Raw genomic sequence first — 19,443 nt, 5'->3', positions numbered from 1 at the left:
ATTAAGATTCGCTATCAGAGAAGGTGGAAGAACTGTAGGTTCAGGAGTTGTTACTAAGATAGTTGAATAGTAGTAAACATTTTTAATGTAAAAGCAGGGAAATATCCCTGCTTTTTTTACGTCTGTGTATAAATATGTATAGTGTAATAAATTAGATAAATTTATTGAAAATTTTAAAAATTAAGAATTTTTATTAAAAATTAGTGTAAAAACAATATTATTATTAAAATGAAATTGTTATATTTATAGAATTCATAAAAAGAAGCATAACTTAATTTTATGATTGAAATAAGAAAATATAGATGATAAAATATAAGAAGTGTGTGAAAAAAATATGAAATCGCAGATAAATGTCTAAAACAAAAATTATTATAGAATAAATTTTGCTTATTATGATGAAAAAAAGGACGAAATTTTTAAAAGAATATATTGAAATTTTCATAATATAACATTACAATAATAAAAGTGAATTCAAGTAGATAGTTGATTTTTCAAACATAAAAAATCAAAAAAAACTTGAAAAAAATAAAAAATAATAGTATAATAAAGAAGTTGCATAGCATACAGCGAAGATTCAAGAGGTTGCCGGACTTCCGGGGAATTCTTGATGAGTAAGTTTGGATCTAGAATCCGACGACAGGGCTTGTAAATTTAATCGGGTACTTATGAAACACCTGGAACAGTTTACAGATAACCGCTGTTGTGCGTTACGAAGTAAAACGTACATAAAAGGAGGGAAATGAAATGTCAAAGCAAAAAATAAGAATAAGATTAAAAGCTTTTGATCACACAATATTAGATCAATCTGCTGAAAAAATCGTTGAAACTGCAAAAACTTCAGGAGCTAAGGTTGTAGGGCCAGTACCACTACCAACTGAAAAAGATGTTGTTACAATATTAAGAGCGGTTCACAAATACAAAGATTCAAGAGAACAATTTGAAATCAGAACTCATAAGAGATTAATCGACATCGTTAATCCATCACCAAAAACTGTTGATGCTTTAATGAGATTAAATCTTCCAGCTGGTGTTGATATAGAAATCAAACTATAATACTGGAAATTATTTAAAACGACTATTTATGATTGCGTACAATCCGCTAATTAGTTTGGGAGGTGTAAATACATGAAAAAAGCTATAATAGGTAAGAAAATAGGAATGACTCAAATTTTCGATGAAAATGGTAAAGTAGTTCCTGTAACTGTAGTAGAAGCTGGCCCATGTGTTGTTGTTCAAAAGAAGACATTAGAAAATGATGGTTATGAAGCAATACAAGTTGGTTTCGAAGAAATAAGAGAAAAATTAGCTAATAAGCCTAAAAAAGGTCAATTTGCTAAAGCAGGAGTTTCTGTAAGAAGAACTCTTAAAGAATTCAGATTAGAAGATGCAGCTTCTTATGAAGTTGGTCAAGAAATAAAAGCTGATGTATTTGAAGCAGGAGATAAGGTAGATGTATCTGCAGTATCAAAAGGAAAGGGATTCCAAGGAGCTATTAAGAGATGGAACCAACAAAGAGGACCAATGACTCACGGTTCTAAGTTCCACAGAGCACCAGGTTCTATGGGAGCTTCATCAGATCCATCAAGAACATTCAAGAACAAGAGAATGCCAGGACATATGGGATCTGTTAATACAACAGTACTTAATTTACAAGTAGTTAAAGTAATAGCTGAAAAGAATTTAATACTAATCAAGGGTGGTATCCCAGGACCTAACAAAGGTACAGTAGTAATTAAAAATACAGTTAGAGCTTAATTTAACGAAGAAAGGAGGAAATTAGAATGCCTACAGTAGGAGTATATAATATAGAAGGAAAAAAAGTTTCAGATATGGAACTTAACGAAAGCGTATTCGCAACTGAAGTTAACCAATATGCATTACACCAAGTAGTAGTTGCATTATTAGCTAACAAGAGACAAGGAACTCAATCAACTAAGACTAGATCTGAAGTTAGAGGAGGCGGAATCAAGCCTTGGAGACAAAAAGGAACTGGAAGAGCAAGACAAGGTTCTATCAGAGCACCTCAATGGATCAAAGGTGGTATAGTATTCGCACCAAAGCCAAGAGATTACAGAGTTTCTACTCCAAAGAGTATGAGAAAGGTAGCTATGAAATCTGCTTTAACTAGCAAAGTTCAAGATAATGCTATGATCGTTCTTGAATCATTAAATTTCGAAGCTCCAAAAACTAAAAATGTAGTAGCAATGTTAAATGCTTTAGAAGCACCTAAGGCTTTAATCATCACTGCAGAATCAAATGAAGCTGTATACAAATCAGCTAGAAACATCCAAGGAGTAAGCGTTATTCCAGCAAACAACATCAATGTTTATGATTTATTAAAATATGATAAAGTAATCATGACTAAAGATGCTGTATCAAAAATTGAGGAGGTGTACGCATAATGAAATTAACAAGCCATGATATAATCAGAAAGCCAGTTATAACTGAAAAGACTATGGCATCTATGGCCGACAAAAAGTACACTTTCATAGTTCATGTTGATGCAAACAAATCTCAAATAAAGAGAGCTGTGGAAGAAGTATTCAACGTAACTGTTGAATCAGTTAATACTATAAACGGTATAGGAAAAACTAAGAGAATGGGCGTACATGTAGGAAAGAGAGCTGACTACAAGAAAGCTATCGTAACTTTAAAAGAAGATAGCAACGCAATCGAATTCTTCGAAGGAATGCAATAGTATTAAAATAAAGTAATTATTGGTGAATGATCACCAGAGAAGCTTAAAGAAGGAGGGAATTTTACAATGGCAGTTAAAAAGTTTAACCCTATAACACCATCAAGAAGACAAATGACTATGCCTACATTTGAAGAAATAACTTCACAATCACCAGAAAAGTCACTTCTTGTTGCTTTAAAGAGTAAAGCAGGTAGAAATGCTCAAGGTAAAATTACTGTTAGACATCGTGGTGGCGGTGCTAAGAGAAAATATAGAATAATAGATTTCAAAAGAAACAAGGATGATATTCCAGCAAAAGTTGCTACAATAGAATATGATCCAAACAGAACAGCATATATTGCTTTAGTTGTATATGCAGATGGAGAAAAGAGATATATCCTTGCACCAGCTGGATTAAAAGTTGGAGATGTAGTTGAATCAGGTGCAAACGCTGATATCAAGCCAGGTAATGCTCTTCCATTAAAGAATATACCAGTAGGTACAGTAATTCACAATATTGAATTACAAAGAGGAAAAGGCGGTCAATTAGTAAGAGCTGCAGGTAACTCAGCACAATTAATGGCTAAAGAAGGAGATTACGCTACTCTAAGATTACCATCAGGTGAAATGAGATACGTAAGAATCGAATGTAGAGCTACAATCGGAACACTTTCAAATGCTACTAACGATATTGTTAATATCGGTAAAGCAGGTAGAAAGAGACATATGGGATGGAGACCAACAGTAAGAGGTTCTGTTATGAACCCTAATGATCACCCTCATGGTGGTGGTGAAGGTAAATCACCAGTTGGTAGACCAAGTCCAGTTACTCCATGGGGTAAACCAGCACTTGGATATAAGACTAGAAAGACTAAGAAGTATTCTGATAGATTCATTATCAAAGATAGAAGAAAATAGTGTGAGGAGAATGAATTCTCTTCACTGCTAGGACTTCGTATTTATGAAGGGAGGCATATTTAGTGAGTAGATCAACAAAGAAAGCACCTTTTGTTCATGAAGGACTTTTCAAAAAGATAGAAGAAATGAACGCAAGCGGAGATAAAAAGGTTGTAAAGACTTGGTCAAGAAGTTCAACAATCTTCCCACAATTCATAGGACACACAATTGCAGTTCATGATGGAAGAAAACATGTACCTGTATATGTATCAGAAGATATGGTTGGCCATAAGTTAGGTGAATTCGTATTAACTAGAACTTACAAAGGTCACGACGATAAAACATCAAAGAGATAGCCTGGAAAGGAGGATCATTAAATGGAAGCTAGAGCTATAGCAAAATATGTTAGAATGTCTCCAACAAAGGTAGGAGTAGTTCTTGATTTAATAAGAGGAAAAAATGTTAATGAAGCTTTTGCTATTTTACAATACACTCCAAGAGAAGCAGCAGTAGTAATTAACAAAGTATTAAAATCAGCTGTTGCAAATGCAGAAAATAATTTAGAACTAAATGCTGATAATTTATATGTTTCTGAGTGTTTCGTAGGTCAAGGGTCAACTTTAAAGAGATTCCAACCACATGCACAAGGTAGAGCATTTAAAATATTAAAGAAAACAAGCAATATAACAGTAATTGTTAAAGAAAGAGCTTAGTTTATAGAAGGAGGGAAACGCAAGTGGGTCAAAAAGTAAATCCTCATGGCCTAAGAGTAGGTGTCATCAAAGAATGGGATGCAAAATGGTATGCTAATAAAAAGAATTTTGCAGACAATCTTGTAGAAGATAACAAGATTAGAAAATTTGTTAAAAAAGAACTATTCTCAGCTGGTATTTCTAAAATAGAAATCGAAAGAGCTGCTAAGAGAGTTAAATTAAACATATATACAGCTAAACCTGGAGTAATTATAGGAAAAGGTGGAGCTGGAATCGAAGCTTTAAAGAATAAGTTAACTTCATTCGTAAGCAACAAAAATGTTTTAATAAACATAGTTGAAGTTAAGAGTGCAGAAGCTGATGCACAATTAATGGCTGAAAACATTGCAGCACAATTAGAAAAGAGAATATCATTTAGAAGAGCTATGAAGCAAACAATGCAAAGAGCTATGAAACATGGTATTAAAGGTGTTAAAACTGCATGTTCAGGAAGATTAGGCGGAGCTGAAATCGCTAGAACTGAACAATACCATGAAGGAACAATTCCACTACAAACATTAAGAGCTGATATCGATTATGGATTTGCAGAAGCAGATACAACATACGGTAAAATCGGAGTTAAGGTTTGGGTATACAATGGAGAAGTTCTTCCAACTAAGAAAGTAGTAGAAAAGGAAGAGGCTGAAGCATAAGAAAGGAGGAATAAATTATGTTAATGCCTAAGAGGGTTAAACATCGTAAGGTACATCGTGGTAGAATGAAAGGTAAAGCTACTAGAGGTAATTTCTTAGCTTATGGAGATTACGGTATTCAAGCAACAACTTGCGGATGGATTACTAGTAACCAAATAGAATCTGCCAGAATTGCTATCAATAGATACATTAAAAGAGGAGGAAAACTTTGGATAAAGATTTTCCCAGATAAACCAGTTACAGTACAACCAGCTGGAACAAGAATGGGTTCCGGAAAAGGTTCACCAGAATACTGGGTAGCAGTAGTTAAACCAGGTAGAGTATTATTCGAATTATCTGGAGTTGCAGAAGAAACTGCAAGAGAAGCAATGAGACTTGCTTCACATAAACTTCCTGTAAAAACAAAGTTTGTTACAAAGAGAGATTTTGAGGAAATGGGTGGTGAAAGATAATGAAGGCTAGAGAATTAAAAGAATTAAAATCAAGCAATCCTCAAGAATTAGCAGTTAAGTTAGGAGATCTTAAAGCTGAATTATTTAACTTAAGATTTCAATTAGCTACAGGACAATTAGAAAATCCAATGAGAATAAGAGAAGTTAAGAAGTCTATAGCCCAAATAAAAACCATCTTAAGAGAAGAAGAATTAAGAGCATTGGAACAATAAGAGTTGGAAGGAGGTATTTCCTAATGGAAAGAGCTTTAAGAAAAAAGAGAATCGGTAGAGTTGTTTCTGATAAAATGGAAAAGACTATCGTAGTTGCAGTTGAAACTAAGGTAAGACATCCACTATACGGAAAAACTGTTAACAGAACTACTAAGTTCAAAGTTCATGATGAAAATAATGAAGCTAAAATTAATGATAGAGTATCAATAATGGAAACTAGACCTTTATCTAAAGATAAGAGATGGAGACTTGTTGAAATAATTGAAAAAGCTAAATAAGCGTTAAGGCTGAAAGGAGGGTAATTCAATGATACAACAACAAACATTATTAAAGGTTGCAGATAATTCAGGTGCAAAAGAAATTATGTGTATCAGAGTCTTAGGCGGATCTAAGAGAAAGTTTGGTAACATCGGTGATGTTATAGTAGCTAGCGTTAAAAGTGCAACACCAGGTGGAGTTGTTAAAAAAGGTGAAGTTGTAAAGGCTGTTGTAGTTAGATCAGTTAGAGGTGTAAGAAGAGCGGATGGTTCATACATCAAATTTGACGAAAACGCAGCAGTTATAATCAAAGAAGATAAGCAACCAAGAGGAACTCGTATTTTCGGACCTGTTGCTAGGGAGCTAAGAGATAAAGAATTTAATAAAATATTATCATTAGCACCAGAAGTTCTATAAGAGGAGGTGTCTAACTTGAAAATACATGTAAGAAAGAATGATACAGTTATTGTCGTTTCTGGTAAAGATAAAGGCAAGACTGGTGAAGTTTTAAAAGCATATCCAAAGACAGGAAAAGTTCTTGTTCAAGGAGTTAATATAGTAAAGAAACATCAAAAAGCTAACAGAAGTCAACTTGAAAGCGCTATAATTGAAAAAGAAGCAGCTATCAATAGTTCAAAAGTTATGTTATATTGTAACAAGTGCAAAAATGCAACTAGAATTAGTAACAAAATCTTAGAAGATGGTACTAAAGTTAGAGTTTGCAAAAAATGCGGAGAAACATTCTAATTTTTGAAAGGAGGTAACTAATATGACAAGACTTCAAGAAAAATACGTAAAAGAAGTAGTTCCAGCTATGATTGAAAAGTTCGGATACAAGAATATAATGGAAGTTCCAAAACTGGAAAAAATCGTAATCAACATGGGAGTTGGAGAAGCTAAAGAAAACCAAAAGGTTTTAGAATCAGCTGTTGCTGACTTAACTTTAATTGCAGGTCAAAAACCTATTTTAACTAGAGCTAAGAATTCAGTAGCTAACTTCAAAATTAGAGAAAACATGCCAATAGGATGTAAAGTTACTCTAAGAAAAGCTCAAATGTTCGAATTTGCTGATAAGTTAATGAATATTGCTTTACCAAGAGTTAGAGACTTCAGAGGAGTTTCAAGCAAAGCATTCGATGGTAGAGGAAACTATTCATTAGGAATTAAAGAACAATTAATATTCCCAGAAATCGAATATGATAAAATAGATAAAGTAAGAGGAATGGATGTAATCTTCGTAACATCAGCTAACACTGATGAAGAAGCTAGGGAATTATTAAGATTCCTTGGAATGCCATTTGCTCAATAATTAAGGAGGGAACACAATGGCACGTAAAGCTATTATTGAAAAGTGGAGCAAAACTCCTAAATATAAAACAAGAGCTTATACAAGATGTAGAATATGTGGAAGACCACATGCTGTATTAAAAAAATACGGAGTATGCCGTATTTGTTTCAGAGAACTTGCTTATAAGGGCGAAATTCCAGGTTGTAGAAAAGCATCTTGGTAATATAACGATTGTAACGAAAGGAGGCACATTAAATGGTTATGACAGATCCTATAGCAGATTTATTAACTCGTGTAAGAAATGCTAATGCTGTAAGACATGAAGTGGTAGAAGTACCTTCTTCAAACGTAAAGAAGGAAATTGCAAATATATTATTACAAGAGGGTTATATCAAAGAAATAAATGAATATAACGACGGTGTTGTTCCAATGTTAAGATTATCTCTTAAATATGGAGCTAACAAAGAAAGAGTTATAACTGGTATTAAGAGAATTTCTAAGCCAGGTTTAAGAGTTTACTGTAAGAAAGATGAAGTACCAAAGGTTCTTAATGGATTAGGTATTGCTGTTGTTTCTACTTCAAAAGGAATAATGGTTGACAGAGAAGCTAGAAAGAACGGTTTAGGTGGAGAAGTTATCTGCTACGTTTGGTAGTATTTATATAAATTCAAAAAGTAAAGATAATTGTATTTAAAGCAATTTAAATAATACAGGAGGTGCAATTATGTCAAGAGTAGGTAGATTACCAATAGCTATTCCTGCTGATGTAACTGTTACTGTAACACCAGACAACGTTGTTACAGTTAAGGGACCAAAGGGTGAATTAGTTAAAACTATGCACAAAGATATAAGCATAGCTGTTGAAAACAATGAAGTAATTGTTACTAGACATAGTGATCAAAAAGAACATAGAGCTCTTCATGGTTTAACAAGAGCATTAATTAATAATATGGTAATTGGAGTTAAAGAAGGTTACCAAAAGACTTTAGATTTAGTTGGTGTTGGTTATAGAGCTCAATTACAAGGTAAGAAGCTTGTAATGAACCTTGGATATTCACATCCAGTTGAAATAGAACCTATTGATGGAATCACTTTCGAAACTCCAGCTGCAACTAAAGTAGTTGTTAAAGGAATCGACAAAGAAAAAGTTGGATTCGCTGCAGCTGATATAAGAAAATGGAGATTACCTGAACCATATAAGGGCAAAGGAATCAAGTACGAAAATGAAGTTATCAGACGTAAAGAAGGTAAAACTGGTAAGAAATAATAGGAAGGAGTGACTCTATATGTTCAAAAAGGCAGACAAAAAAGCAAGCAGAGCAAAACGTCACCTTAGAGTTCGTAAGAAAATTTCTGGAACTGCTGAAAGACCAAGACTTTCAGTATTCAAGAGTGAAAAGAATATATATGCACAAGTTATTGATGATATAAACGGTGTTACATTAGTAGCTGCTTCAAGCTTAGATAAAGATTTCGCTGCTAAAGGTGGAAACAAAGAAGGCGCTAAACTTGTTGGAGAAGCAGTTGCAAAAAGAGCTATAGAAAAAGGAATTCAAGAAGTAGTATTCGACAGAGGTGGATACGTATATCACGGAAGAGTTCAAGAATTAGCAGAAGCTGCTAGAGAAGCAGGCTTAAAATTCTAATTAACGAGGAGGGAAATAAATGAGAATCGATCCTAGTACACTAGACCTTAAAGAAAAGGTTGTTTTCATAAACAGAGTTACTAAGGTTGTTAAAGGTGGTAGAAACTTTAGATTCAGCGCATTAGTTGTTGTCGGAGACGAAAACGGACACGTAGGCGTTGGAATGGGTAAATCTATCGAAATTCCAGAAGCAATCAAAAAAGGAATAGAAGATGCTAAGAAGAACTTAGTAAGTGTTTCAATGGTTGGAACAACTGTTCCTCATGAAATACACGGTGAATTTGGAACTGCTGATGTTCTAATTATGCCAGCTAAAGAAGGTACAGGAGTTATCGCTGGTGGTCCAGCAAGAGCTGTATTAGAATTAGCAGGATTAAAGGATGTAAGAGCTAAATCATTAGGTTCTAATAATCCAAATAACATGGTAAGAGCTACAATCAATGGATTAGCAAACTTAAGAACTGCAGAAGATATTGCTAGATTAAGAGGCAAATCTGTAGAAGAAATATTAGGTTAGGAGGTTTTGCAGAATGGCTAAAGTAAAAGTTACATTAGTTAAGAGCTTAATAGGTAGAAAGAAAGACCATATTGCTACTGCAAATGCTCTTGGACTTAAAAAAATAAGAAATACTGTTGAAGTTGAAACTAATGATGCTATCAATGGTATGATTAAAAAGATAGATTACTTATTAAAGGTAGAAGAAGTATAATAAATAAGGAGGTGCACTAGAATGAAACTTCACGAATTAAAACCAGCAGCAGGTAGCAAAAAAGCACCTAAGAGAATCGGTAGAGGTACAGGTTCAGGATTAGGAAGAAATGCTGGTAAAGGTGAAAAAGGTCAAAACGCAAGATCAGGTGGTGGAGTAAGACCTGGTTTTGAAGGAGGACAAATGCCTTTATTCAGAAGATTACCTAAGAGAGGATTTACTAATCCTTTCAGTAAAGAATTTGTTTGTATCAATGTTGATAGATTAAATATCTTTGAAAATGGTACAGAAATAACTCCAGAAGTTTTACTTGAAAGAAGAGTTGTAAGTAAAGTATTAGATGGAGTAAAAATTCTTGGAAACGGAACATTAGAAAAAAGCTTAACAGTTAAAGGATGCAAGTTCTCTAAGTCTGCTATAGAAAAAATTGAAGCAGCTGGGGGAAAAGTTGAGGTGATGTAACGTGCTTCAAACCCTACGTAATGCATTTAAAGTTCCTGAACTTAGGAAAAAAATCTTATGGACAATATTACTAGTTGCAGTTTTCAGGATGGGAAGTTATATTCCTGTTCCTGGAATTAACTCTGATTATTTAAAGAGTCTTAGTGAATCAGGTGGTCTATTAGGATTCTATGATATGATTTCCGGAGGTGCATTCAGTAGATCTAGTATATTGGCACTAGGAGTTATGCCATACATTAATGCATCGATAATAATTCAATTATTAACAGTTGCTATTCCCCAGCTAGAACAGCTTTCTAAAGAAGGCGAAACAGGAAGAAAAAAGATACAAAACTTGACTCGTTATGTATCTCTTGCAATAGCATTTGTTCTTGCTTATGGATCATTTGCTATGATTTCTAATAGTGGAGGAGCAGTTGGATTAAATACTATGAGTAAAGTTGTTGCAATTTTCTCATTGGTAGTAGGTACAACTTTTTGTATGTGGTTGGGTGACCAACTTACAGTTAAGGGAATCGGAAATGGTACTTCAGTATTGATTTTTGTTAATATAATTTCAAGAGTTCCAACAACAATTGCTTCAATGATGACTCTTAAAGAAGCAGGAAGTGCAAGCATAGTAGAAATAGTGCTATTTGGAGTATTTATTGTATTTTTACTTGCAGCAGTATTATTTTTCTCATTATCAGAAAGAAGAATACCTGTACAATATGCAGGAAAATTCGCTGGTGGAAATGCTGCTATGGTAAAAGCTCAAAATTCAAATATTCCATTAAGCGTTATTGGATCAGCAGTACTTGCTATTATATTCTCAATGTCAGTAATGGAATTTCCAAAGACAATAGCAACATTATTCGGTGGCGATAAAGAATGGGCTAAATGGATTTTAACTAATCCGACTTGTGTATTCAATCAAAAAAGCTGGTCATATGTAGTAGTGTATGCAATATTAACAGTATTTTTCAATTGGTTCTACACTTTAATAACTTTCAAGCCAGATGAAATGGCAGAGAATTTACACAAATCTGCTGGATTTGTACCAGGAGTAAGACCAGGAGAAGAAACTGAAAGATATTTTGAAAGTGTTCTTAATAGATTGTCATTTATTGGAGGTATTTTAGCAGCAATACTTGCTGTAACACCAGTAATGATAGACAATTACACAGCATTTCAAAATACAGCTTTTTCAGGGACCGCATTATTGATCGTTATAAATGTTGCATTAGATTTTACTAGAAAAGTAGAATCACAAATGGTGGTAAGACACTATAAGGGATTTCTTAAATAGATAGAAAATAGATTTAAATAAATGGAGATGAAGCCAGTGAAGATAGTATTACTAGGTCCTCCTGGAGCTGGAAAGGGAACACAGGCTAAATCAATTAGTAATAAGTATTCTATACCCCATATTTCTACAGGAGATATTTTTAGAAAAAACATTTCTGAAAACACTCCTTTAGGGGTAGAAGCAAAAAGTTATATGGATAACGGACAATTAGTACCAGATGAAGTTACAATTAACATGGTTAAAGATAGACTTCAACAGGAAGATTGTAAAGCAGGATATTTATTAGATGGTTTTCCTAGAACTGTGGCTCAAGCTGAAGCTCTAGACAGTTTTCTTGTTGAAAGAGGAGAACAATTAGATACTGCATTATTAATAAAAGTACCTAATGAATTCATTTTAGAAAGAATGACTGGAAGAAGAGTATGTCCATCATGTGGAGCAAGTTATCATGTAAAATTCAATCCTCCAACAAATGAAGGAAAATGTGATTTATGTGGAAGTGAAGTTATACAAAGAAAAGACGATACAGTAGAAACTGTAAAAGAAAGACTTGATGTATACGAAAAAGAAACACAACCATTAATCGATTTTTATGGTAACAAGAAATTGCTTTCAGAAGTAGATGGTACTAAAGCTATAAACGAAGTTTTCAGAGGAATATGCGAAATATTGGGGAATAACTAATGATTATTTATAAAAATAATGATGAAATAGCCCTAATGAGAAAAGCAGGCAAAATAGTAGGAGAAACATTGCTATTGCTCGAAAAAGAGGTAAAACCCGGTGTTACAACTGCCGAGTTAGATATAATGGCAGAAGAATTTATAACTAAGCATGGAGCAAAACCTTCATTTAAAGGCTTATATGGTTTTCCTTCGTCACTATGTATTTCAGTTAATGAGCAAGTAATTCATGGTTTTCCAGGAAACTATGTTCTAAAAGAAGGAGATATTGTTAGTATCGACTGTGGAGCATATATAGATGGATTTCATGGAGATGCGGCTAGAACATTTCCAGTAGGAGAAGTTTCAAATGAAGCTCAGAGGTTAATAAATATTACTAAAGAAAGTTTCTTTGAAGGTATAAAACATGCTAAGATAGGGAATAGATTAAGTGATATATCTCATGAAATACAAAGCTACGTAGAAGCAGCAGGTTTCTCAGTTGTAAGAGACTTTGTAGGACACGGAATTGGACGTAATGTTCATGAAGATCCTAATGTGCCTAATTTTGGTAAATCCGGTAGAGGTCCAAAGTTACTTGAGGGAATGGTATTGGCTATAGAACCTATGGTTAATGCAGGAACTCATAAAGTAAGAACTTTAAAAGACAGATGGACAGTTGTGACAGCAGATAGTTGTTTATCAGCGCATTATGAAAATACAGTTGCAATTTTATCAGATGGACCTGAAATATTGACACTGATTAAGTAGAAAAAAGAGTGTTGCTTAGTTATAAATTTGCATAATACCATTGTGGTAGTGTTAATTTATACTAAGGTAATCATAGAGGTGAAAAATTTGCAAAACAATGACTTGATTGGAAAAGTAGTACTTTCAAAAGCAGGAAGAGATATGAATCATTTATATGTTGTTGTTAGGCAGATAGATAATGATTATGTATTGCTTGCTAATGGGGATACAAAATCAATAAATATGCCTAAGAAGAAAAAGATTAAACACTTAATTATTTTAGAAAATATAGATGAAGAATTATTATCATCGATAAGATCATGCGATAAGAGTACAGATTTGAAGATAAAAAGATTCCTAAAAGTTAGAGGCATTGTTAAGGAGGGTTGATTACCTTATGTCAAAAGATGATGTTATAGAAATGCAAGGTACAGTTCTAGAATCTTTACCAAATGCAATGTTCCAAGTTGAACTTGAAAGCGGACATAAGATACTAGCACATATATCAGGTAAATTAAGAATGAACTTCATAAGAATTCTGCCTGGTGATAAAGTTACAGTAGAGCTTTCACCATATGATTTAACAAGAGGTAGAATTACATGGAGAGCTAAATAAGGTAGAATTACTCATTAATATATCTACCACAAAAGTAATATGAGGAGGGTTAGCTATGAAAGTAAGACCATCAGTTAAGCCTATTTGTGAAAAGTGCAAGGTTATCAGAAGAAAAGGAAAAGTTATGGTAATCTGTGAAAATCCTAAGCACAAACAAAAACAAGGCTAACAATCACATAAACAGTATTATTTTGTAATAAATGATATTGACAATTCAGCAAAAGTCAAATATGATTATATAGTCGTTTAATTAATCGAAAATATTTTAGGGCGGCTGACAATGGAAGACTCTATTGGCCTAAAATTTTAATATATATAAAATAAATAAAAACATTTCAATCATCAGGAGGTGTAAATTTCAATGGCAAGAATAGCAGGCGTTGACCTACCAAGAGAAAAAAGAGTTGAAATAGGTTTAACTTATATCTATGGAATAGGTTTATCAACTTCACAAAAAATCTTAGCTGTAACAGGAATTAATCCAGATACAAGAGTTAAGGATTTATCAGAAGAAGAAGTTAATGAAATTAGAACTTATATAAACAAAAACTTAACTGTTGAAGGTGACTTAAGAAGAGATGTTGCTTTAAACATTAAGAGATTAATAGAAATAGGATCATACAGAGGAATTAGACATAGAAAAGGTCTTCCAGTAAGAGGACAAAAAACTAAGACTAATGCTAGAACAAGAAAAGGTCCTAAAAAGACAATAGCAAATAAGAAGAAATAGTAAGGAGGTAAGATAATGGCAGCTCAAAAAGTCAAAAAGACTAGAAGAAGAAAAGAAAGAAAAAACGTTGAGCATGGTGCTGCGCACATTAAGTCAACTTTTAACAATTCAATAGTTACTTTAACAGATGCAGTAGGTAATGCTTTATCATGGTCAAGTGCAGGTGCACTAGGATTTAGAGGATCAAAGAAGAGCACTCCATTTGCAGCACAAATGGCAGCTGAAACTGCAGCAAAGGCAGCTATGGAACACGGCTTAAAAAGTATAGAAGTTTATGTTAAAGGACCTGGTTCAGGAAGAGAAGCAGCTATCAGATCCTTACAAGCAGCAGGCTTAGAAGTAACATTAATTAAAGATGTTACTCCAATCCCACATAATGGTTGTAGACCACCAAAGAGAAGAAGAGTCTAGTCTAACCGTAATAGGAGGTGTAATTTAATGGCAAGATATACTGGCGCTACATGTAGATTATGTAGAAGAGAAGGTATGAAACTTTTCCTTAAAGGTGACAGATGTTTTACTGACAAATGTGCATTTGTTAGAAGAAGCTACGCACCAGGACAACATGGAGCTAACAAAAAGAAGATCTCTGGATATGGAGTTCAATTAAGAGAAAAGCAAAAGGCAAAAAGAATTTATGGCGTATTAGAAAGCCAATTTAGAGCATATTATGAAAAAGCTGAACACATGAAAGGTATTTCAGGTGAAAACTTACTTAGATTACTAGAAATGAGACTTGATAACGTAGTTTACAGATTAGGTTATGGTGCATCAAGAAATGAAGCTAGACAATTAGTTACTCATGGTCATTTCTTAGTAAATGGTAAAAAAGTTGACATTTGTTCATACAGCGTGTCAGTTAATGATGTAATTACTGTATGCGAAAAGAGCAGAGGAACTGAAAAGTTCAAAACTTTCGCTGAAAACCCAAAAACTTTACCAGCTTGGTTAGAAGCAAATGTTGATAACTTTGAAGGAAAAGTTGTAGCAGTGCCATCAAGAGAAGAAATAGATGTGCCTGTTAACGAAACACTTATTGTTGAGTTATACAGTAAATAATATTAATATATTTGTTTTTATTAGAGAAATTTATCACAATATATGCAAATATAGAATCAGTTGCCCTCATAATAAGGTTGCCATTTATAATATAGGGAGGGTTTGTCAATGTTAGAAATCGAAAAGCCAATAATCGAATGTATAGAATCTAATGAAGATGGTACATATGGTAAATATGTTGTTGAGCCACTTGAAAGAGGATATGGTATTACATTAGGAAATGCCTTAAGAAGAATATTATTATCATCTCTTCCAGGAGTGGCGCCAACTTCTGTTAAGATAGATGGAGTTTTACATGAGTTTTCTACTGTTCAAGGAGTTAAAGAAGATGTTACTGAATTAATTCTTAATATTAAATCTTTAGCTTTAAGAATGAATGGTGAAGGTCCAAAGGTTATTTATATCGATGCTAAAGGACCAGGAGAAGTTACTGGAGCTGATATAAAGACTGACGGAGATGTTGAAGTTGTTAATAAGGATTTACATATTGCAACTTTAGATGCTGATGGCAGACTTTATATGGAATTAACAGTAAACAATGGAAGAGGTTATGTTACTCAAAATAAAAATAAGAGTGATGATCTACCAATTTCTGCAATTGCAGTTGATTCTATCTATACACCAGTAAAAAGAGTTAATTTTACTGTTGACAACACAAGAGTTGGTCAAATTACTGATTATGATAAATTAACTTTAGAAATTTGGACTAATGGAACAATCAAAATAGATGAAGCTATTAGTTTATCAGCCAAAATACTTATCGAACACTTTAAATTATTCATGTCATTAACAGATAATACTAATGACATTGAAGTAATGGTTGAAAAAGAAGAAGATAAGAAAGAAAAAGTCCTAGAAATGACTGTTGAAGAACTTGATTTATCAGTTAGATCATATAACTGTTTAAAGAGAGCTGGAATAAACACAGTTCAAGAACTTGCTACTAAGTCTATGGACGATATGATGAAAGTAAGAAATCTAGGAAAGAAATCTTTAGAAGAAGTTGAAAGAAAGCTTAAAGAATTAGGTTTATGCCTAAAGTTAAGTGAAGAGTAAGGAGGTAAATCCATGGCAGGTTATCGTAAATTAGGTCTTCCTACAGATCAAAGAAAAGCTATGCTAAGAAATCTTGTTACTAGCTTATTAAAACATGGTAAGATCGAAACAACTGAAACAAGAGCTAAAGAAACTAGATCTATAGCTGAAAAAATGATTACTCTTGGTAAGAGAGGAGATCTTCATGCTAGAAGACAAGTGTTAGCTTATGTTCAAGAAGAATTAGTTGTTAAAAACTTATTCGACAATGTAGCTCCAAAGTATGCTGAAAGAAACGGCGGATATACTAGAATAATTAAAAAAGGTCCTAGAAGAGGGGACGGAGCTGAAATAGTTATACTTGAATTAGTATAATATATTTTTAGGGATTAAGGAAACTTAATCCCTGTTTTTATATTTAAAAGTATGGAGAATGGATATAAATACTGGATTCTTTAGATATTAAAGTATATACATTTAAATCTAAACGATTTAATATTGAACTAATTTATAAGTATAATAATTTATTATAGAAATGTTTTGAAATTTTATAAAACCCAGTGTTTTTATTGAAAATATATAAATTTAGTATATAATAAAACTATTAATTAAATATTTATGCAAATTGCTAATGAACACTTGTATAATAAATTAATACTTCATGGAGGTCATATGATGAAAGATGCAATGATACAATGCACAAATGTATCTTTTAAATATATTAAAAATACAGAGGACGGTAAGACAGAAGAAAGATATGCAGTAAAGGGTATTAATCTTCAAGTCAATAAAGGTGAATTTTTAGTTATTTTAGGGCACAACGGTTCAGGAAAATCTACAATGGCTAAACATATGAATGCTTTAGTAATTCCTACAGAAGGAACAGTTTTAGTAGATGGCCTTGATACAAAAGATCCAAATAACGTTTGGGATATAAGAGCTAAAGCAGGTATGGTCTTTCAAAATCCAGATAATCAGCTTGTAGCAACAATAGTAGAAGAAGATGTAGCATTTGGACCTGAAAATTTGGGGATTGATCCAAAGGAGATTCGTAAAAGAGTTGATGAAAGTTTAGAAAAGGTAGGTATGAGTGAATATAAAAGACATGCACCACATCTTTTATCAGGTGGCCAGAAGCAGAGGGTTGCAATAGCTGGTATACTTGCTATACAGCCACAATGCATTATTTTTGATGAACCTACAGCAATGCTTGATCCATCAGGAAGAAAAGAAGTCATGAAAACAATAAAAGAACTTAATGAAAAACATGGAATAACAGTAGTTCTTATAACTCACTATATGGATGAAGCAGCACAAGCTGATAGAATTGTGGTTATTGATGGAGGCCATATTATGATGGAAGGCACACCTAGAGAAATATTTCCACAAGTCGATCATATGAAAAAAATTGGATTAGATGTTCCACAAGTGACTGAACTTGCTTATGAATTAAAAAAGGCTGGTTTAGATATAAATGAAAAAATACTTAATGTAGATGAGATGGTGAATGAGTTATGTCAATTAAAACAGAAAATTTAACACATATTTATATGCCTAAGAGTCCTTTTGAAAAAGTGGCTTTAGATAATGTATCTATAGAGATTAATGATGGTGATTTTGTTGCGTTAATAGGACATACTGGCTCAGGTAAATCAACACTTATACAGCACTTTAATGGATTAATTGAGGCATCTAGTGGGAAAATTATTGTTGATGGTGTTGATATAACTGATAAAAATATAAAATTAACAGATATAAGAAAAAAAGTAGGATTAGTATTTCAATATCCAGAATATCAGATTTTTGAAGAAACTATCGCTAAAGATATTGAATTTGGGCCAAGAAATTTAGGATTATCAGAAGACGAAATTACTGAAAGAGTAAAAAAATCAATGGAAATGGTAGGACTTGATTATGAAACTTATAAAGATAGATCACCATTTGATTTAAGTGGAGGTCAAAAAAGAAGAGTAGCAATAGCTGGTGTTATAGCTATGGAGCCAACAACATTGATATTAGATGAACCTACAGCTGGATTAGATCCAAAGGGAAGAGATGATATTCTAGGTCAAATAAAGAAATTACACAAGGATTATAATATGACAGTTATAATTGTAAGTCATAGTATGGAGGATGTAGCTAATATTGCAGAGAGAATTATTGTAATGAATCATGGCAAGGTAGCTCTTCAAGGAACTCCAGCAGAAGTATTTAAAGAAGTAGATAAACTTGAAAGTATAGGTCTTGCTGTACCTCAGGTTACTTATTTAGTAAGAGAATTGAGAGCAAAAGGATTTGATATTTCTGATAGCATATTTACTATAGAAGAAGCTAAAAAAGCAATTCTTTCTCTTTTTGCTTCAGATAATGCAAAGGAGGATAAATAAACGTGTTAAAGGATATTACAATAGGACAATATCTGCCAGGTGAGTCTTTTATTCATAAATTAGATCCTAGAACAAAAATATTAATTTCGTTATTATTTATAGTGTGTTTGTTTATAATAAATAAATTTATTGGGTATACTATAGTAATTGGATTTTTATTAGCAGTAATTTTAATTGCTAAAATTCCTTTTAGATTTATTGTTAATGGTTTAAAACCTATATTGTTACTAGTTGTATTTACAGCTGTTTTAAATGTATTTATGATTAAGGGAACTCCTGAAACCTTGCTATATAAATTTGGCTTTTTATCTATTTATGTAGAAGGACTTCAAACAGCAGCTTTTATGGCTATAAGGTTAGTTTTATTAATAATAGGTACATCATTATTAACTTTGACAACATCTCCAATAGAACTTACAGATGGTATTGAAAAGTTATTGAGACCTATTGGTAAAGAAATTGCACATGAACTTGCAATGATGATGACTATTGCTTTAAGATTTATTCCTACATTAATTGATGAAACTGATAAGATAATGAAAGCGCAAAAAGCTAGAGGTGCAGATTTTGAATCAGGTGGAATAATACAAAAAGCAAAAAGTCTTGTACCATTACTAATACCATTGTTTATAAGTTCTTTTAGAAGAGCAGATGAGCTAGCTATGGCAATGGAAGCAAGAGGTTATAGAGGTGGAGCAGGAAGAACTAGAATGAAAGTTCTCAAGTTTACATCTAAAGATACAATTGCATTTATTATATTTGGACTGATAATGATATGGTCTTTTGTAGTTAGATTTGTTTTATAGGATATTTATTTAATTATCAAAATGATAAATTGTTATAGCTAAATAGTAGTAGTCAATTAGCAATTAGAATATATAATAAAATGCTTTGATATGATGTTGAAAT

The 19,443-nt window shown here is 32.7% G+C and carries 35 protein-coding genes and 1 pseudogene; all 36 read left to right on the top strand.

Annotation, left to right across the window (positions count from 1 at the left end):
- A pseudogene (locus tag Q0F58_RS00515) lies at positions 1 to 70 on the top strand (elongation factor Tu); the annotation flags it as partial.
- Between the two features lie 674 nt (positions 71 to 744).
- Complete coding sequence (gene rpsJ / locus Q0F58_RS00510) at positions 745 to 1,053, top strand: 30S ribosomal protein S10 (protein ID WP_002582605.1); 309 nt, start codon at positions 745 to 747, stop codon at positions 1,051 to 1,053.
- A 72-nt stretch (positions 1,054 to 1,125) separates the two neighbouring features.
- Positions 1,126 to 1,755, top strand: a complete 630-nt coding sequence (gene rplC, locus Q0F58_RS00505) for a 50S ribosomal protein L3 (RefSeq protein WP_294371028.1) — start codon at positions 1,126 to 1,128, stop codon at positions 1,753 to 1,755.
- A gap of 26 nt (positions 1,756 to 1,781) precedes the next feature.
- The gene (gene rplD / locus Q0F58_RS00500; protein WP_294371026.1) at positions 1,782 to 2,402 is read left to right on the top strand and encodes a 50S ribosomal protein L4; all 621 of its coding nucleotides are present in this window, start codon (positions 1,782 to 1,784) and stop codon (positions 2,400 to 2,402) included.
- Positions 2,402 to 2,698, top strand: a complete 297-nt coding sequence (gene rplW / locus Q0F58_RS00495) for a 50S ribosomal protein L23 (RefSeq protein ID WP_294371024.1) — start codon at positions 2,402 to 2,404, stop codon at positions 2,696 to 2,698. The genes rplD and rplW overlap by 1 nt, the downstream gene beginning before the upstream one ends.
- Positions 2,699 to 2,764: 66 nt before the next feature.
- On the top strand, positions 2,765 to 3,595 hold the full coding sequence (gene rplB, locus Q0F58_RS00490) for a 50S ribosomal protein L2 (protein WP_294371021.1): 831 nt from the start codon (positions 2,765 to 2,767) through the stop codon (positions 3,593 to 3,595).
- Positions 3,596 to 3,657: 62 nt separating this feature from the next.
- Positions 3,658 to 3,930, top strand: a complete 273-nt coding sequence (gene rpsS, locus Q0F58_RS00485) for a 30S ribosomal protein S19 (protein WP_002582610.1) — start codon at positions 3,658 to 3,660, stop codon at positions 3,928 to 3,930.
- A 21-nt stretch (positions 3,931 to 3,951) separates the two neighbouring features.
- Positions 3,952 to 4,287: a 50S ribosomal protein L22 gene (gene rplV, locus Q0F58_RS00480; RefSeq protein WP_294371019.1), complete on the top strand. Its 336-nt coding sequence runs from the start codon at positions 3,952 to 3,954 to the stop codon at positions 4,285 to 4,287.
- Positions 4,288 to 4,310: 23 nt separating this feature from the next.
- The gene (gene rpsC, locus Q0F58_RS00475; RefSeq protein WP_294371016.1) at positions 4,311 to 4,979 is read left to right on the top strand and encodes a 30S ribosomal protein S3; all 669 of its coding nucleotides are present in this window, start codon (positions 4,311 to 4,313) and stop codon (positions 4,977 to 4,979) included.
- Positions 4,980 to 4,996: 17 nt separating this feature from the next.
- Positions 4,997 to 5,431: a 50S ribosomal protein L16 gene (gene rplP / locus Q0F58_RS00470; RefSeq protein WP_294371014.1), complete on the top strand. Its 435-nt coding sequence runs from the start codon at positions 4,997 to 4,999 to the stop codon at positions 5,429 to 5,431.
- The gene (gene rpmC, locus Q0F58_RS00465) at positions 5,431 to 5,643 is read left to right on the top strand and encodes a 50S ribosomal protein L29 (RefSeq protein WP_294371012.1); all 213 of its coding nucleotides are present in this window, start codon (positions 5,431 to 5,433) and stop codon (positions 5,641 to 5,643) included. Before rplP ends, rpmC begins: the two co-directional genes overlap by 1 nt.
- A gap of 23 nt (positions 5,644 to 5,666) precedes the next feature.
- Positions 5,667 to 5,921, top strand: a complete 255-nt coding sequence (gene rpsQ / locus Q0F58_RS00460) for a 30S ribosomal protein S17 (protein WP_294371008.1) — start codon at positions 5,667 to 5,669, stop codon at positions 5,919 to 5,921.
- Positions 5,922 to 5,949: 28 nt separating this feature from the next.
- A complete protein-coding gene (gene rplN, locus Q0F58_RS00455) occupies positions 5,950 to 6,318 on the top strand; it encodes a 50S ribosomal protein L14 (protein WP_294371004.1) in 369 nt (122 codons plus the stop codon).
- A gap of 15 nt (positions 6,319 to 6,333) precedes the next feature.
- Positions 6,334 to 6,648 (top strand): 50S ribosomal protein L24, encoded by a 315-nt coding sequence (gene rplX, locus Q0F58_RS00450; protein ID WP_294371001.1) that lies wholly within the window; start codon positions 6,334 to 6,336, stop codon positions 6,646 to 6,648.
- Positions 6,649 to 6,670: 22 nt separating this feature from the next.
- Positions 6,671 to 7,210: a 50S ribosomal protein L5 gene (gene rplE / locus Q0F58_RS00445; RefSeq protein ID WP_294370996.1), complete on the top strand. Its 540-nt coding sequence runs from the start codon at positions 6,671 to 6,673 to the stop codon at positions 7,208 to 7,210.
- A gap of 16 nt (positions 7,211 to 7,226) precedes the next feature.
- On the top strand, positions 7,227 to 7,412 hold the full coding sequence (locus Q0F58_RS00440) for a type Z 30S ribosomal protein S14 (protein WP_009167825.1): 186 nt from the start codon (positions 7,227 to 7,229) through the stop codon (positions 7,410 to 7,412).
- 32 nt (positions 7,413 to 7,444) lie between these two features.
- Positions 7,445 to 7,843 carry a 30S ribosomal protein S8 gene (rpsH, locus tag Q0F58_RS00435; protein ID WP_294370994.1) on the top strand — a complete coding sequence of 133 codons (399 nt, stop codon included), beginning with the start codon at positions 7,445 to 7,447 and terminating at the stop codon, positions 7,841 to 7,843.
- Between the two features lie 70 nt (positions 7,844 to 7,913).
- On the top strand, positions 7,914 to 8,456 hold the full coding sequence (gene rplF, locus Q0F58_RS00430; RefSeq protein WP_294370991.1) for a 50S ribosomal protein L6: 543 nt from the start codon (positions 7,914 to 7,916) through the stop codon (positions 8,454 to 8,456).
- Between the two features lie 19 nt (positions 8,457 to 8,475).
- Positions 8,476 to 8,835: a 50S ribosomal protein L18 gene (gene rplR / locus Q0F58_RS00425; RefSeq protein WP_294370988.1), complete on the top strand. Its 360-nt coding sequence runs from the start codon at positions 8,476 to 8,478 to the stop codon at positions 8,833 to 8,835.
- Between the two features lie 19 nt (positions 8,836 to 8,854).
- Positions 8,855 to 9,352: a 30S ribosomal protein S5 gene (gene rpsE, locus Q0F58_RS00420; protein ID WP_294370985.1), complete on the top strand. Its 498-nt coding sequence runs from the start codon at positions 8,855 to 8,857 to the stop codon at positions 9,350 to 9,352.
- Positions 9,353 to 9,365: 13 nt separating this feature from the next.
- Positions 9,366 to 9,545 (top strand): 50S ribosomal protein L30, encoded by a 180-nt coding sequence (gene rpmD, locus Q0F58_RS00415; RefSeq protein WP_294370981.1) that lies wholly within the window; start codon positions 9,366 to 9,368, stop codon positions 9,543 to 9,545.
- A gap of 21 nt (positions 9,546 to 9,566) precedes the next feature.
- Entirely contained in the window at positions 9,567 to 10,007 is a 441-nt protein-coding gene (rplO, locus tag Q0F58_RS00410) for a 50S ribosomal protein L15 (protein WP_294370978.1), read from the top strand.
- Between the two features lies 1 nt (position 10,008).
- Positions 10,009 to 11,295 (top strand): preprotein translocase subunit SecY, encoded by a 1,287-nt coding sequence (gene secY / locus Q0F58_RS00405; RefSeq protein ID WP_294370977.1) that lies wholly within the window; start codon positions 10,009 to 10,011, stop codon positions 11,293 to 11,295.
- A 36-nt stretch (positions 11,296 to 11,331) separates the two neighbouring features.
- Positions 11,332 to 11,979 carry an adenylate kinase gene (locus Q0F58_RS00400; protein WP_294370976.1) on the top strand — a complete coding sequence of 216 codons (648 nt, stop codon included), beginning with the start codon at positions 11,332 to 11,334 and terminating at the stop codon, positions 11,977 to 11,979.
- Positions 11,979 to 12,728, top strand: a complete 750-nt coding sequence (map, locus tag Q0F58_RS00395; protein WP_294370973.1) for a type I methionyl aminopeptidase — start codon at positions 11,979 to 11,981, stop codon at positions 12,726 to 12,728. The genes Q0F58_RS00400 and map overlap by 1 nt, the downstream gene beginning before the upstream one ends.
- A gap of 87 nt (positions 12,729 to 12,815) precedes the next feature.
- Positions 12,816 to 13,097, top strand: coding sequence for a hypothetical protein (locus Q0F58_RS00390; RefSeq protein WP_294370967.1), 282 nt, complete (start codon positions 12,816 to 12,818; stop codon positions 13,095 to 13,097).
- 7 nt (positions 13,098 to 13,104) lie between these two features.
- On the top strand, positions 13,105 to 13,323 hold the full coding sequence (gene infA, locus Q0F58_RS00385; protein ID WP_002582630.1) for a translation initiation factor IF-1: 219 nt from the start codon (positions 13,105 to 13,107) through the stop codon (positions 13,321 to 13,323).
- Between the two features lie 55 nt (positions 13,324 to 13,378).
- Positions 13,379 to 13,492 (top strand): 50S ribosomal protein L36, encoded by a 114-nt coding sequence (gene rpmJ / locus Q0F58_RS00380; protein WP_003156543.1) that lies wholly within the window; start codon positions 13,379 to 13,381, stop codon positions 13,490 to 13,492.
- A 192-nt stretch (positions 13,493 to 13,684) separates the two neighbouring features.
- A complete protein-coding gene (gene rpsM / locus Q0F58_RS00375; RefSeq protein ID WP_294370961.1) occupies positions 13,685 to 14,053 on the top strand; it encodes a 30S ribosomal protein S13 in 369 nt (122 codons plus the stop codon).
- Between the two features lie 15 nt (positions 14,054 to 14,068).
- A complete protein-coding gene (rpsK, locus tag Q0F58_RS00370) occupies positions 14,069 to 14,464 on the top strand; it encodes a 30S ribosomal protein S11 (RefSeq protein WP_294370960.1) in 396 nt (131 codons plus the stop codon).
- Positions 14,465 to 14,491: 27 nt separating this feature from the next.
- Positions 14,492 to 15,112, top strand: a complete 621-nt coding sequence (rpsD, locus tag Q0F58_RS00365) for a 30S ribosomal protein S4 (RefSeq protein ID WP_294370955.1) — start codon at positions 14,492 to 14,494, stop codon at positions 15,110 to 15,112.
- Positions 15,113 to 15,220: 108 nt separating this feature from the next.
- Positions 15,221 to 16,168 carry a DNA-directed RNA polymerase subunit alpha gene (locus Q0F58_RS00360; protein ID WP_294370952.1) on the top strand — a complete coding sequence of 316 codons (948 nt, stop codon included), beginning with the start codon at positions 15,221 to 15,223 and terminating at the stop codon, positions 16,166 to 16,168.
- 12 nt (positions 16,169 to 16,180) lie between these two features.
- Positions 16,181 to 16,522: a 50S ribosomal protein L17 gene (gene rplQ, locus Q0F58_RS00355; protein ID WP_293981005.1), complete on the top strand. Its 342-nt coding sequence runs from the start codon at positions 16,181 to 16,183 to the stop codon at positions 16,520 to 16,522.
- 300 nt (positions 16,523 to 16,822) lie between these two features.
- Positions 16,823 to 17,686 (top strand): energy-coupling factor transporter ATPase, encoded by an 864-nt coding sequence (locus Q0F58_RS00350; protein ID WP_294370948.1) that lies wholly within the window; start codon positions 16,823 to 16,825, stop codon positions 17,684 to 17,686.
- Complete coding sequence (locus Q0F58_RS00345) at positions 17,662 to 18,534, top strand: energy-coupling factor transporter ATPase (protein ID WP_294370945.1); 873 nt, start codon at positions 17,662 to 17,664, stop codon at positions 18,532 to 18,534. Before Q0F58_RS00350 ends, Q0F58_RS00345 begins: the two co-directional genes overlap by 25 nt.
- A gap of 2 nt (positions 18,535 to 18,536) precedes the next feature.
- Positions 18,537 to 19,340 carry an energy-coupling factor transporter transmembrane protein EcfT gene (locus Q0F58_RS00340; protein WP_294370943.1) on the top strand — a complete coding sequence of 268 codons (804 nt, stop codon included), beginning with the start codon at positions 18,537 to 18,539 and terminating at the stop codon, positions 19,338 to 19,340.
- Positions 19,341 to 19,443: the final 103 nt, after the last annotated feature.

Source organism: uncultured Clostridium sp. (genome assembly GCF_934754915.1).
In the GTDB taxonomy this organism is placed as follows: Bacteria; Bacillota; Clostridia; order Clostridiales; family Clostridiaceae; genus Clostridium.
Note: the sequence above shows the minus strand (reverse complement) of the source record. Positions and strands in the feature narration are given on the sequence as shown.

What these genes read in the sequence shown, in the direction of transcription:
- rplN (WP_294371004.1), top strand. Translation starts at nt 5,950, where the DNA reads ATGATACAACAACAAACATTATTAAAGGTTGCAGATAATTCAGGTGCA.
- Q0F58_RS00440 (WP_009167825.1), top strand. Translation starts at nt 7,227, where the DNA reads ATGGCACGTAAAGCTATTATTGAAAAGTGGAGCAAAACTCCTAAATAT.
- rpsE (WP_294370985.1), top strand. Translation starts at nt 8,855, where the DNA reads ATGAGAATCGATCCTAGTACACTAGACCTTAAAGAAAAGGTTGTTTTC.
- Q0F58_RS00350 (WP_294370948.1), top strand. Translation starts at nt 16,823, where the DNA reads ATGAAAGATGCAATGATACAATGCACAAATGTATCTTTTAAATATATT.
- rplD (WP_294371026.1), top strand. Translation starts at nt 1,782, where the DNA reads ATGCCTACAGTAGGAGTATATAATATAGAAGGAAAAAAAGTTTCAGAT.
- rpmC (WP_294371012.1), top strand. Translation starts at nt 5,431, where the DNA reads ATGAAGGCTAGAGAATTAAAAGAATTAAAATCAAGCAATCCTCAAGAA.
- rplF (WP_294370991.1), top strand. Translation starts at nt 7,914, where the DNA reads ATGTCAAGAGTAGGTAGATTACCAATAGCTATTCCTGCTGATGTAACT.
- rplR (WP_294370988.1), top strand. Translation starts at nt 8,476, where the DNA reads ATGTTCAAAAAGGCAGACAAAAAAGCAAGCAGAGCAAAACGTCACCTT.
- rpmJ (WP_003156543.1), top strand. Translation starts at nt 13,379, where the DNA reads ATGAAAGTAAGACCATCAGTTAAGCCTATTTGTGAAAAGTGCAAGGTT.
- map (WP_294370973.1), top strand. Translation starts at nt 11,979, where the DNA reads ATGATTATTTATAAAAATAATGATGAAATAGCCCTAATGAGAAAAGCA.
- rplV (WP_294371019.1), top strand. Translation starts at nt 3,952, where the DNA reads ATGGAAGCTAGAGCTATAGCAAAATATGTTAGAATGTCTCCAACAAAG.
- rpsJ (WP_002582605.1), top strand. Translation starts at nt 745, where the DNA reads ATGTCAAAGCAAAAAATAAGAATAAGATTAAAAGCTTTTGATCACACA.
- Q0F58_RS00345 (WP_294370945.1), top strand. Translation starts at nt 17,662, where the DNA reads ATGTCAATTAAAACAGAAAATTTAACACATATTTATATGCCTAAGAGT.
- rplW (WP_294371024.1), top strand. Translation starts at nt 2,402, where the DNA reads ATGAAATTAACAAGCCATGATATAATCAGAAAGCCAGTTATAACTGAA.
- rplP (WP_294371014.1), top strand. Translation starts at nt 4,997, where the DNA reads ATGTTAATGCCTAAGAGGGTTAAACATCGTAAGGTACATCGTGGTAGA.
- rpsQ (WP_294371008.1), top strand. Translation starts at nt 5,667, where the DNA reads ATGGAAAGAGCTTTAAGAAAAAAGAGAATCGGTAGAGTTGTTTCTGAT.
- rplC (WP_294371028.1), top strand. Translation starts at nt 1,126, where the DNA reads ATGAAAAAAGCTATAATAGGTAAGAAAATAGGAATGACTCAAATTTTC.
- rpsM (WP_294370961.1), top strand. Translation starts at nt 13,685, where the DNA reads ATGGCAAGAATAGCAGGCGTTGACCTACCAAGAGAAAAAAGAGTTGAA.
- rpmD (WP_294370981.1), top strand. Translation starts at nt 9,366, where the DNA reads ATGGCTAAAGTAAAAGTTACATTAGTTAAGAGCTTAATAGGTAGAAAG.
- rpsH (WP_294370994.1), top strand. Translation starts at nt 7,445, where the DNA reads ATGGTTATGACAGATCCTATAGCAGATTTATTAACTCGTGTAAGAAAT.
- rplE (WP_294370996.1), top strand. Translation starts at nt 6,671, where the DNA reads ATGACAAGACTTCAAGAAAAATACGTAAAAGAAGTAGTTCCAGCTATG.
- rpsK (WP_294370960.1), top strand. Translation starts at nt 14,069, where the DNA reads ATGGCAGCTCAAAAAGTCAAAAAGACTAGAAGAAGAAAAGAAAGAAAA.
- rplQ (WP_293981005.1), top strand. Translation starts at nt 16,181, where the DNA reads ATGGCAGGTTATCGTAAATTAGGTCTTCCTACAGATCAAAGAAAAGCT.
- rplB (WP_294371021.1), top strand. Translation starts at nt 2,765, where the DNA reads ATGGCAGTTAAAAAGTTTAACCCTATAACACCATCAAGAAGACAAATG.
- rplO (WP_294370978.1), top strand. Translation starts at nt 9,567, where the DNA reads ATGAAACTTCACGAATTAAAACCAGCAGCAGGTAGCAAAAAAGCACCT.
- rpsD (WP_294370955.1), top strand. Translation starts at nt 14,492, where the DNA reads ATGGCAAGATATACTGGCGCTACATGTAGATTATGTAGAAGAGAAGGT.
- Q0F58_RS00360 (WP_294370952.1), top strand. Translation starts at nt 15,221, where the DNA reads ATGTTAGAAATCGAAAAGCCAATAATCGAATGTATAGAATCTAATGAA.
- infA (WP_002582630.1), top strand. Translation starts at nt 13,105, where the DNA reads ATGTCAAAAGATGATGTTATAGAAATGCAAGGTACAGTTCTAGAATCT.